Source organism: Hoylesella buccalis ATCC 35310, assembly GCF_000177075.1.
In the GTDB taxonomy this organism is placed as follows: Bacteria; Bacteroidota; Bacteroidia; order Bacteroidales; family Bacteroidaceae; genus Prevotella; species Prevotella buccalis.
The window spans coordinates 34,345-46,931 of sequence record NZ_ADEG01000058.1 but is presented as its reverse complement, the minus strand read 5'-3'; the positions used below and the strand labels follow the sequence as shown (position 1 = coordinate 46,931).

Here is a 12,587-nt window from a genome sequence, read left to right as displayed (position 1 = left end):
TCACAAACAAATTGACCTCAAAAACAGTCTCACAATCTGTCAAAGCTAATTTACAGAACCGCCCTTGAATGAAAGAACAACAGAACAAACTCAACCATGGTGCGTAGCGCGAACAACACGAGTAGCATCAAAAGGGACACTACAAAACAAGTCAAACTTGCTTCAAAGGTGTGAGTTTGGCAATGAGTTCGTTTCGCGTTTCCACTGTTATCCTTCTGCCCCGAAGACTCCTTACCACCGGAAAACTGTCAAAATAAGCATCTGTAGACAGGTACCATGCGTGCTGTTTCACTTCTGACAGCCGTTGTAGCTCGTGTTCCATCGCAGACGCATACTTGGGGTTGACCACCGAAACGAAATGCCCCCGTCCCCGTACCTCGAGCAAAAGGATGAGCCGCGGCGTGGCTGATGATTGCACCGAGGCTGGCTTTGCCTCACTCATCCGAGAGCTAACGCTGATTTCCCAACCATACTTTTCATTCAAGTTTTTCATCACCTGGCGAAAAACCTTGCCGTGCGGCGAGGTGTCCGCGATGCCTTTGTAGGCGATGTAATAATGAATCATCTCGTGCAACAGCACGTTCTGATACTGCCGTTCGGTCTGATTATAGTAGGTACTGACGTGAATGGCATACTGGTAAGACTTGTAACCTCTCCAGGTAAGCTTATGCTTGCACGACATACTGCCGAGCCTTGTGCGCGACTGCGATAACGAGAGTCGGGGACGGGGCAACGCATTGTCAAAATACAAGCGGTTGAAAGTGTCAAAAGACGCATGCAACCAGGCCTCATCAATCACAACCATATCATTCATATTGACATCAATTTACTGCAACCGTGGACATCAAAGTTACTACCAGATACTCGGATTGCGTACCAATTCTGAACTTTCCTCCCCAAATACCAAGGCCACTTGTCACGTAATATTGTGTCTTGCCCTTCTGTAAAGATCCGTAGGCATTCTCGTAAATGGCCTTTTCCACCCACGATGCCGGCCACACCTGTCCATAGTGGGTGTGCCCACTCAACTGGAAATCTACACCAGCCTTCTCGGCCTGATCAAGATGAAAAGGCTGATGATCGAGCAAGATGGTGTACCGAGAGCCGTCAACGTCCTGCATCAATTCGGGCAAAGACTTTCGATGAACATTGAACCTGTCGTCGCGTCCAACTACCTGAATCCCATTGACCAACGTGACACTATCTATCAACAGATGGATTCCTGCGTCACGATAGAATTGCAGTGCTTCTTCGTATTGGCTGTAATATTCGTGATTACCCAAACATGCATAGATGGGAGCCTGTAGCTTTTTAAACTCCTCGTGCATCCTCTCTTCCAGCAGCGGTCGCATGCTGCGGTCGATGATGTCGCCACCAATCAAAATCATGTCAGGCTTTTCGGCATTCATCAGGTTGACCCACCGAGTCAATTCAGCCCGACGGTTGTGATAACCCAAATGCAAATCGCTGACCATCACCATCTTCAACGGCCGTTCAAGCTGTTTTTCGGTCTTCAAATCTATGGCGACTCGCACCTTATGGCGATAGTTGAAATAACCATAAACGAAGATGCCTACCATGAACCCACACACGCTCAATGTACCTACCATGCTGTGATGAGTAAACGATTGGGGGATGAGATGCACCCATCTTCCCACGTCCAGCACCAAAAACACCATGAAGAGATAAAACAAAATGATGAGCCATGACGTGCTGACGTGATAAACCGTGGTGGCCAACCATATAGGCAGCTTGTCGATGGTGCCGCTGAAAGTGACGTAAACCAGCATGAATGCCAATGCCATGAGGAGAAGTATGAGCGTTTTGGCAAGCGTACAGAATGGCAACAGCTGCCAGCTTCGCCAGAAAACATAGGCACTTCCCAGCAAGGGAGCCACCAGAAAAAGAATGCCCCAGAGTTTCATGAATGAAAAATAATTGTGCGTAAGAAGAGGGTGATCAGGCACGCTGTCCTCCGCTCTCATCCGCACATGAATGTGAATTGCACCACAAAGGTACACAAAAAACCAGGAAGTGTGAATTATTTTTCATGCTTTGTGCACGCATAGGCCAACCTATCCATTCAAACAATACAAGTAGGATGCCGCCTAGGTCGTTGTGTTTTTTTACCAATTATCGCCCCAAAAACGGCACATAAAAACTTTCAATTTAGAAAAAAACGATAGGCAAACAGGGAGCAAGACAGGAGTTAAGTTGGCAAGAAAAATCCTTTTTTTGCCATAAAGCATTGACTTTGTTCGCTTAAAAGCATCCCTTTGGCTCGCAATGAACATAGGTTTGCTGCGCAATAACATGCCTATTGGACCCTTAACTCAATGCTTTTCACGAATAAAAGCAGCAAAAGTAGGCATGCAGCGAGCAGATATTAACGTAACAAATTATGTATTAATTATTTACAAAACCATCTCATTTTGAGCGTATTTGCGACAAGACGCCCAGTTGTTGGCAAATTCTTCAAGTATAAAGAGGTTCATTGTCAAGAAAATTCATACAAATCGGAGGCTATCGATATAGCCTCGTGGCGGTTTGTTACTCATCGTTTTTTTGATTACCTTTGTATCGTTCGTTGGGATGTCAATCAGCTTAATCCACGACAATTACGATATGGAACAGAATAAAGAACTGGAACTTGCATGGGAATTTGTGGAACATACCGCCCAGTGCATCTTCCTTACGGGAAAGGCGGGAACAGGTAAAACCACATTCTTAAAGAAGGTCAAGGAGCGCAGCAGCAAGCGCATGGTGGTGGTTGCGCCCACGGGTGTGGCTGCCATCAATGCCGGAGGCGTCACCATCCACTCGTTCTTTCAGTTGCCGTTGTCGCCCTTCGTGCCCAATGCAGTGGTACAAAACCGATATGATTTTGGCAGGGAGAAGCGCAAAATCATCCGCACGCTCGACATGCTCGTTATCGATGAAATCAGTATGGTGCGCAGTGACCTGCTCGATGCCATTGATGCGGTGCTCAGAAGATATCGTCATCGCGACCGACCCTTTGGTGGTGTGCAGCTTTTGATGATTGGAGACTTGCAACAGTTAACACCCGTTGTCACGCCTGCCGATGAGGAGTTGCTCCGTCCATACTATGACACGCCTTATTTCTTTGGCAGCCATGCGCTGCGACAAACGCCTTATGTCACCCTACAGCTGCAAAAGGTTTACCGACAGCAGGATTCGGCTTTCTTGGACATCCTCAACCATTTGCGTGACAATCAGTTGACGCAGCGTGACCTCGACTTGCTCAACAGCCGCTATAACCCAACGTTCCGCCCCCAACAGGAGGATGGATACATTCGACTGACCACGCACAACAGCATGGCCGACAGCTACAACAAACGTGAGTTGAACAGTCTTACCACCAAAACTTATCAATACAAAGCCACCGTCGAAGACAACTTCCCGGAGTACTCTTACCCCACCAGCGAGCTGCTCACGTTAAAGGTTGGTGCTCAGGTGATGTTCATCAAGAACGACAGTTCGTTGGAACGACTGTATTATAACGGTCGCATCGGCCGCGTTGTGTATCTGGATGACGACCATGTCGAAGTGCTCTGCCCAGGCGATGAGCAGTCTATCCTGGTGGAAAGACAAACGTGGGAGAACACCACCTACCAAATCAATGAGCAGACCAAGGAGATAGAACCTAAGGTACAAGGCACCTTCAGCCAATATCCTCTGCGCCTGGCATGGGCCATCACCATCCACAAGAGCCAGGGACTCACCTTCGACCATGCCATCATCGATGCCGCATCGTCGTTCGCCTCGGGACAGGTGTACGTGGCTTTGAGCCGCTGTAGAAGTCTGGAAGGACTGGTCTTGGCATCGCCCATCCCCGCACATGCGGTGATGAACGATGAGCGCGTCATGTCCTACATCCGTCAGCAGGAGGATGAGGCCCAACGAAGCATCGAGCAATTGCCCCAACTCAAGGATGAATACGAGCGTCATCAGCTCATCGAACTCTTCAATTTCTTAGATCTTTGGCGGGCCGAAGACATGCTGTGCCGCCTGTTCATCGAGTTCTTCCATGCCTATCCCAAGCTCACGTTGATACACAAGGCTACCGTCAAGGCCTTGCAAGACAAGGTGAACGTCATTGCATACAAGTGGACATCACATATCGGCCGATTGACAACAGCGCAACTGCGTGACCCTCAATTCTTGGAAAGAGTAGTGGCGGGAGCCGACTATTTTCGCAAGACATTGAAGCAGTATCTGGGTGATATCCTTGAGCAATCGCAGGATGTCACGTCGAACAACAAGTTGGCTATGCGCCGTTTGGACACTTATCTCACTGATTTGCGCGAGCTGTATCTATCCAAAACTTTCTTACTCGGGCACATCGTTGAGAACGGGTTTACCGTTCAAGGTTATCTTAAGGCCAAACAAGAAGCACTCTTGATGGCCATGGACGAGCTGACACCGCATGCCAAAAGCTGGTCGAAGGCGCAAAAGGCACCCAAAAAGAAGAAAGAGAAAACGAAAGACATCACCTTCAGACTCTACAAAAGTGGGCTGTCGCCTGCTCAAATCGCTGCTGAACGACAGCTGACCATGGGTACCATATACACGCATCTGGGCCATTTTGTCCGGCAAGGCGACATTGAGTTGCTGCAATTGATAGACGAGAAACATCTTCAAAACATCCGGCAGGTCATTGAGAAAGTGGGGCTTGACAACGGCAAGGCGGCCATCAAGGCCCTCTGTTCACCCGACGTGACGTTCGAAGAGATTAACTTAGTGACCGCTTCACTCAAAAAGAAATCGTGAAAACTGGCTGTCATGCCAGCTTGACGGCGACAAGACACAACTACGACAACGGCATGTTGAATACATTACTATGTTGTTATCTGGTTTGATTTTCGGGTGAAAAAGCGTTAAACGTCTTGCCGCTTCCATGAATAATCTCTATTTTTGTACCACTTAGAAAATCATCTTTTAAATACTCAATCAATGAAAAAGTACACACTCACACTCCTGTTTATGGCAATAACGCTATGCGTTAGTTCACAAAATCTGTTTGTTGGAACCTACAACATTCGCAATGACAATTCGGATGACCGTAAGGAAGGTAACGCATGGCCCAAGCGATGCCAGGTGATATGCGACATGATGAATTTTGAGCAGCCCGATATTTTTGGCACACAAGAGGTGCTCGTGGGGCAACTTCGTGATTTGAAACAAGGACTGGACGGCTACGATTGCATCGGCGTGGGACGTGACGATGGCAAAGAGGCTGGTGAGTATTCGGCCATTTTCTACAAGAAAGACAAGCTCAAACGTCTGGACTATGGCAACTTCTGGTTGAATGAAACGCCCGACAAACCCGCTTTAGGCTGGGATGCCGCCTGCATTCGCATCTGCACCTGGGGAAAGTTTCAAGACGTAAAGACCAAGTTGAAGTTCTATTTCTTCAATCTTCACATGGATCATGTGGGTGTCGTGGCTCGCAGAGAGGCTGCCAAACTGGTTGTAAGGAAAATTAAAGAGATTGCAGGCAGCAATGCGCCTGTCATTCTCACCGGCGACTTTAATGTTGATCAGCATGACGAGATTTATCAAATCTTTACCCAATCGGGTCTCCTGAAAGATTCATACACCGCTGCCAGAATGCGCTTTGCCGAGAATGGAACGTTCCAAGGTTTCAAGTCTTCCTTACTGACAGACAGTCGCATCGACCACGTTTTTGTTTCCAACAAGTTCCAAGTAAACCAATATGGCATCTTAACCAATGGCTATTGGACTGAGGGAACCAGTCGTGAGGTAAGCAAAGAAGGTGCTGCGCCACAGGAGTTGAACTTCCGTCAGTATGTACATCGCTTGCCTTCTGACCACTATCCGGTGATGGTCAAGTTGAACTATCAGAAGTAGAATCCGTCTGCTTGGGTATATGTCGCTGTCCCGCACACGATGATACTCCAGGTTGACGTTGTAAATTATCACAACCGAAGATACGTTTTTGAACAGATATATTCATATATTTGCAGAAACGTTTTACACCATTACCGTTTAATATGATGAAACACATACTCATTGTTCTGTTAGGATTGGCCGCATCATGTGGGAATGTAGCTTGGGCGCAGAAGCCTAATCAGTATAGTGCCAAACTGAAATTCTATAACCTGCCGAAAAACAGAATCTACCACAAAGGCTGGATAGACTACAACAAGAATGGCAAAAAAGATGTCTACGAAGATCCTACGGCCGGAATTGATGAGCGTATTAACGATTTGATCAGTCAGATGACGCTTGAGGAGAAGACCTGCCAGATGGTGACTCTCTATGGCTACAAACGTGTGTTGCAAGACGATTTGCCCAACGAAAGTTGGAAACAAAAGTTGTGGAAAGATGGAATTGGTGCCATTGACGAGCACCTCAATGGCTTTCAAGAATGGGGTTTGCCGCCTTCAGACAATCCATGGGTGTGGCCTGCCTCAAAGCATGCATGGGCCATTAATGAGGTTCAGCGATTCTTTGTGGAGCAAACGCGTCTTGGGATTCCCGTTGATTTCACCAATGAGGGCATACGAGGCGTGGAGAGTTTCAAGGCAACCAACTTTCCTACACAGTTGGGATTGGGTACGACATGGAACCGGAAGCTCATTCATCAGGTAGGCTATATCACAGGACGTGAGGCTCGTTTGTTGGGCTATACCAATGTGTATGCTCCTATTTTGGACGTGGGACGTGACCAACGTTGGGGGCGTTATGAGGAGGTTTATGGGGAAAGTCCGTTTCTCGTAGCCGAGCTTGGCATACAGATGACACGAGGGTTGCAAACCAATTACCAGGTAGCCTCTACAGGCAAGCACTTTGCTGCTTATAGCAATAACAAAGGAGCGCGTGAGGGTATGGCTCGCGTGGATCCGCAGATGTCACCCCGCGAGGTGCAGAATATACACCTATACCCATGGGGCAGGGTGGTGAGAGAAGCGGGATTGTTGGGTGCGATGAGCTCGTACAACGATTATGATGGGGTACCTATACAGGGTAGCTTTCATTGGCTCACTGAGGTGTTGCGCCAACAGTTTGGCTTTAAAGGTTATGTGGTGTCCGACAGTGATGCGTTGGAATATCTCTTTTCCAAGCATCGCACCGCTGCTAACATGAAAGAAGCCGTGTACAAAGCTGTCATGGCGGGCTTGAATGTGCGGTGTACATTCCGCTCACCCGATTCATTTGTTTTGCCATTGCGTGAGCTGGTTAAAGAGGGCCGCATCCCAATGAAGGTGATTGATGAGCGGTTGAGAGATATTCTTCGGGTGAAATTCATGGTGGGTATCTTTGATCGTCCGTATCAAATGAATCTGCAAGCAGCCGACAAGGAAGTGGATGGGAAGAGTCATCAGCAAGTGGCGTTGCAGGCATCACGCGAGAGCATTGTGTTATTGAAGAACCAAAACAACACGTTGCCGTTAAACAAGGCGTCCATTAAAAAGATTGCTGTATGTGGTCCTAATGCCAATGACGCAGCGTATGCGCTTACCCATTATGGTCCGTTGGCTGTTGAGGTGACAACAGTCTTTGAAGGAATACGCAACAAGGTGGGAAGTGATGTTGAGGTGACTTATACCAAAGGCTGTGATCTTGTGGATGCGCATTGGCCCGAATCAGAGTTGGTAGATTATCCCATGACGGCTGATGAGCAGAACGAGATTGACAAAGCCGTGGAGCAGGTGAGGCAGAGTGATGTGGCTGTGGTGGTACTTGGTGGCAATTCGCGTACTTGTGGCGAAAACAAGTCACGCTCTTCCTTGGAGTTGCCAGGCAGACAATTGCAACTATTAAAGGCCGTTCAGGCTACGGGAAAGACGGTGATATTGGTGTTGATTAATGGCCGACCGCTGTCTGTTAACTGGGCTGATAAGTTCGTTCCGGCCATTGTTGAGGCGTGGTATCCTGGTTCACAGGGCGGAACAGCTGTCGCCGATGTGCTGTTTGGCGACTACAATCCTGGTGGTAAACTTACCGTTACTTTTCCAAAGACAGTGGGGCAGATTCCTTTCAACTTCCCTTCTAAGCCGGCTGCCTTGGTCGATGGCGGAAACAAGTTGGGGTTGCATGGCAATGCTTCGCGCGCAAATGGTGCCCTTTATTATTTCGGACATGGTTTGAGTTATACGACTTTCAAATATTCGAACCTGCGTTTGTCTGCGCAAAACATCAGTCCTACCGACTCAGTTGTGGTAAGCTGTGACATCACGAACACCGGTCAACGTGCCGGAGATGAAGTGGTACAGCTTTATATTCAAGATGTGTTGAGCACGGTGACTACGTATGAGAAGAATCTCAGGGGCTTTGAACGAGTGCATCTTAAGCCTGGTGAAACACGCACTTTGTCGTTTGTCATCAAGCCAGAGCATTTGCAGCTCATCAATGAGCAGTATCAACATGTGGTTGAACCCGGTGATTTCAAGGTGATGATGGGTGCCTCATCAGAGGATATACGATTGGAAGATACGTTTACGGTCATCGAACCTAACACTTCAATGGTTACCAAGAATCGTGCTCATCGCCTGGATGTGGTGGCAGTTCCTGCAACTCCAACCGCCCAATATGCGGTGGATGGAAACGCTTCCACTTACTGGCAGGGGCAGACTAACGCCTCTCTGACGGTATCTGTGCCAGCCTCTGAGAAATTAGGAAGCCTTACTATTGTGTTTGCGAAAGGCTGTTCAACTGATGCGGAATTTACGATTCAGCTATCGTCGGGTGGTGGTCAGTTCTTGGATGTCTTCACAGGAAAGGTTTCGGGACACGAACAAAAGCTGCAAATCAATCGGTCTGGGGTTAGTGATATTAGGGTACTTTGCCAGCAAGGCACGTTGAATATAGCCGAAATCAAAGTGGATAAGTAGCACAGGTGTGTGCGGATTGTCTGTCGTGACCAATTGAACATGACCTGTGTTTCATGGAAAGTTGTCCATACATCTGATGCAACAACCGTCCATGACATGATTGATAAATAATAATGGCTGTTCGAAGTAGATTCGAACAGCCATTATTTTCTTGCCATCAAGAAGAGGTTTTACTCTGCTTCTTGCTCCATGGAACGATAGTTGATTAAGTCTTCAGCGCGGAAGTTCTTGATGAACGTGTAGTGCCCTGTATTCTCTTCTTCCGTGTGACGCATGTAGACGTGTGCGCTCTTGCCGAACAATTCGGGTGAACGTGAAGCGTCATCGATGAGCAATACCGACATCAAGAGATTGGCTGTCATGTTATATAGGCGACGAGCCAAGAAGTCTTGCATCTCTTGGTTGTCAGCCTCTTTCACCATGTTGACAGCTTCTTCGTACTGCTGGGCCAGCACCTCCAAGCGGTCGTGTAAAGGTTTCCATGCGTCTTCAACCTCTTTGTCGAGCATTTCTTTCATGATGTTGAGGTAGGTACCGTTCATGATGTAGCGAATGGCGGCTACCACCTGCAGTTGCGTTGTACCCTCGTAGATGGAGAAGATGCGTGCATCGCGGAACAAACGCTGGGACTTATAGGCCATGATGAAGCCCGAACCGCCATGTACGCTGATGGCATCATAAGCATTTTCGTTAGCATATTCGGAGTTCATGCCTTTGGCCAATGGCGTGAAGGCGTCAGCCAAACGTGTGTATTTCTTCATCTCCGCACGTTCTTCGGCACTCAGTTTTCGGTCGCGTTGGATGTCTTCCAATGCCTTATAGAGGTCAACGTAACGAGCCGTTTGATACAATAAGGAACGGCCTGCGTCGAGTTTGGCCTTCATGCGCGACAGCATGTCGTACACGGCAGGGAACTCTATGATGGCTTGTCCAAACTGTTGACGCTCTTTGGCGTATGCCAAAGCCTCGTTATATGCCTCTTGTTCAACACCAACCGACTGTGCAGCGATGCCCAAACGGGCGCCATTCATCAGTGCCATGACGTACTTGATCAGTCCCATGCGCGTGCTTCCGCACAGTTCGGCTTTGGCATTCTTGTACACCAGCTCACAGGTTGGCGAGCCATGGATACCCAGTTTGTTCTCAATGTGGCGCACATCCACCCCGCCATTGCGTTTGTCGTAGATGAACATGGACAGTCCTCGGCCGTCTTTCGTACCCTCTTCCGACCGTGCCAGCACCAGGTGGATGTCCGAGTCGCCGTTGGTGATGAAGCGTTTCACGCCATTCAGTCGCCAACAGTCTTCTTTTTCATCGTAAGAAGCCTTGAGCATCACGCGCTGAAGGTCAGAGCCAGCGTCGGGTTCGGTCAGGTCCATTGACATGGTGGCACCCTTGCAAACGCGTGGGATGTACTCCTCGCGCTGCTCGTCCGAGCCGAATTCATACAGCGTGTCGATGCACGATTGCAGCGACCAGATGTTCTGAAATCCTGCATCTGCTGCGGCTATCATCTCCGACATCATCGAAAAGGTGACGTTGGGCAAGTTCAGTCCGCCATAACATCGTGGCATCGATACGCCCCACAGGCCAGCCTGCTGGGTTGCTTTGATGTTGTCAAGCGTTTTGCTGGCATACTTCATGCGCCCATTCTCAAGATGCGGACCTTCTTTGTCCACGTCTTCCGAGTTGGGTTCGATGATGTTTGCCGCCACGTCGCCTGTGATTTCGAGAATGCGTTTGTAGTTCTCGATGGCATCATCGTAATTTACCGGAGCATCATCATAGTGCTCTTTGTCTTGGTAGTTGCGCTCCTTGAGCTCAACGATTCGCTTCATCAACGGATGATCTAAGTGAAATTCAATCTCCGGATGGTCAGTATAGTAATTGGACATAGTTTGATAATCAGCCTCTCCCCCTTACCCCTCCCCAAAAGGGAGGGGAGTGATTAGTATGGCTAACAGGGAGATTTAGAGACCATTTTGTTTATTCGTTATTATTGTAATATACCATATTCACTTGTGGCTTACTCATCTTGCTCATCTAAAATATTATAGATTTCATCTACAACCCTATCTACATCGGTTATAATCTCTTCGTTGGTAAACCTTACAACCGTATATCCCATCTTGCTTAAAGCATCGGTTCGCGTATCATCTTCTGTCTGTTGTTGAGGCACGTCATGATATTTTCCGTCTACCTCTATGATGAGATGAGCTGACAGGCAGATAAAGTCGGCAATATAATCATTGATAGGATGTTGTCTCCTAAAATGATAACCATCAAGCTGTCTAAGCTCCTCCCACAAAATAGTTTCAGCTTCTGTCATGTTCTTTCTCAGCTGTTTGGCGTATTCTTTCAGCATCTGATATCGGTCGGGTGCTGCCGTAGCATATCCAAAATCATGCTTTTTATTGTGCATCGTTACACTATCATAAAGATGATATTCAACCTCTGAGCAAGAAATGAAACCGTAAAGGAGCAAATCAGCATCCTCTGTCAGATAAACTATCTACTCCCCTCCCTTTTGGGGAGGGGTCGGGGGAGAGGCCCCTCTTGATTTATTTGCTGTTCTCCTTATAATATTTAATCATTTTGGGCACCACCTCTTCTATTGAGCCAGTGATGACATAGTCGGCCAACTGGTTGATGGGGGCGTCGGCATCGGTGTTGATGGCGATGATGATGCCCGCGTCTTGCATGCCAGCCACATGCTGAATCTGCCCGGAGATGCCGCAGGCGATGTACACCTTGGGATGCACCGTAACACCCGTTTGACCAATCTGGCGGTCGTTCTCTATCCAACCTGCGTCAACAGCCGCACGACTGGCACCCACCTCACCGTGTAACACGTCGGCCAATTCGTATAAAAGATGGAATGCCTCTTTGCTTCCTACGCCATAGCCACCAGCCACAATGATGGGCGCACCCGTCAAGTTGTGCTTGGCTTCCTCTACATGTCGTTCGAGTACCTTGACGACATACGACTCAGGGCTGACGTATTCCGTTACCACGGGATACACCACCTCGCCTTTCGCCTCGCCCTCATAGAGAGCTTTCTTCATCACTCCCGAACGCACGGTGGCCATTTGTGGACGATGGTCGGGGTTGACGATGGTGGCTACGATGTTGCCGCCAAAGGCCGGTCTGATTTGATAAAGCAAATTGTCATAGTGCTTTTGGGCTTTACGGTCGTCGTAATCGCCAATCTCCAGTTGTGTGCAATCAGCCGTCAGTCCGCTGGTGAGCGATGACGACACGCGCGGTCCCAAGTCGCGACCGATTACCGTCGCACCCATCAGACATATCTGCGGTTGCTCTGCCTGGAACAGTTTAACCATGATGTCCGTGTGTGGTGCCGACGTATAAGGATACAATCCTTCTCCATCGAAGACAAACAATTTATCGACGCCATAAGGCAATATCTGGTTCTCAACGTTGCCCTTGATGCCCGTGCCCACTGCCAGCGCATGCAGCTCAACGCCCAGTTGGTTGGCCAGCGTGCGCCCTTTGGTGAGTAGTTCTTGAGATACTTCGGCAACGGTTGTGCCTTCTATCTCGCAATATACAAATACGTTGTTCATATACATTTTGGTGTTAAAAAGCCTCTCCCCCCAAAAAAGCCTCTCCCCCTTACCCCTCCCCAAAAGGGAGGGGAGTGATTAGACTCGTTGGTTGTAGGTGATGAGGACTTTCTATTGTTTAATT

At 48.4% G+C, this 12,587-nt stretch carries 8 protein-coding genes; 3 read left to right on the top strand and 5 right to left on the bottom strand.

Going from position 1 to position 12,587, the window contains the following annotated elements; translation table 11 throughout:
• Positions 1-151: 151 nt before the first annotated feature.
• Together HMPREF0650_RS06325 and HMPREF0650_RS06320 are read right to left on the bottom strand one after the other, a co-directional pair.
• Positions 152-814, bottom strand: coding sequence for a SprT-like domain-containing protein (locus HMPREF0650_RS06325; protein ID WP_004349298.1), 663 nt, complete (start codon positions 812-814; stop codon positions 152-154).
• A gap of 7 nt (positions 815-821) precedes the next feature.
• Entirely contained in the window at positions 822-1,925 is a 1,104-nt protein-coding gene (locus HMPREF0650_RS06320) for a metallophosphoesterase (protein ID WP_040562719.1), read from the bottom strand.
• 700 nt (positions 1,926-2,625) lie between these two features.
• Here HMPREF0650_RS06320 and HMPREF0650_RS06315 point away from each other — a divergent pair.
• The 3 genes from HMPREF0650_RS06315 to HMPREF0650_RS06305 all read left to right on the top strand — a co-directional run bounded on the left by HMPREF0650_RS06315 (position 2,626) and on the right by HMPREF0650_RS06305 (position 8,879).
• Positions 2,626-4,791: a helix-turn-helix domain-containing protein gene (locus tag HMPREF0650_RS06315; RefSeq protein ID WP_004349296.1), complete on the top strand. Its 2,166-nt coding sequence runs from the start codon at positions 2,626-2,628 to the stop codon at positions 4,789-4,791.
• Between the two features lie 183 nt (positions 4,792-4,974).
• The gene (locus HMPREF0650_RS06310) at positions 4,975-5,892 is read left to right on the top strand and encodes an endonuclease/exonuclease/phosphatase family protein (RefSeq protein WP_004349293.1); all 918 of its coding nucleotides are present in this window, start codon (positions 4,975-4,977) and stop codon (positions 5,890-5,892) included.
• Between the two features lie 143 nt (positions 5,893-6,035).
• Positions 6,036-8,879 (top strand): beta-glucosidase, encoded by a 2,844-nt coding sequence (locus HMPREF0650_RS06305; protein WP_004349292.1) that lies wholly within the window; start codon positions 6,036-6,038, stop codon positions 8,877-8,879.
• A gap of 170 nt (positions 8,880-9,049) precedes the next feature.
• Here HMPREF0650_RS06305 and HMPREF0650_RS06300 read toward each other — a convergent pair whose 3' ends face one another.
• From HMPREF0650_RS06300 to HMPREF0650_RS06290, 3 genes are all read right to left on the bottom strand, one after another.
• Positions 9,050-10,774, bottom strand: a complete 1,725-nt coding sequence (locus tag HMPREF0650_RS06300; RefSeq protein WP_004349290.1) for an acyl-CoA dehydrogenase family protein — start codon at positions 10,772-10,774, stop codon at positions 9,050-9,052.
• Positions 10,775-10,905: 131 nt separating this feature from the next.
• Complete coding sequence (locus tag HMPREF0650_RS06295) at positions 10,906-11,301, bottom strand: endonuclease domain-containing protein (protein ID WP_004349288.1); 396 nt, start codon at positions 11,299-11,301, stop codon at positions 10,906-10,908.
• 139 nt (positions 11,302-11,440) lie between these two features.
• Complete coding sequence (locus HMPREF0650_RS06290; RefSeq protein ID WP_040562716.1) at positions 11,441-12,463, bottom strand: electron transfer flavoprotein subunit alpha/FixB family protein; 1,023 nt, start codon at positions 12,461-12,463, stop codon at positions 11,441-11,443.
• Positions 12,464-12,587: the final 124 nt, after the last annotated feature.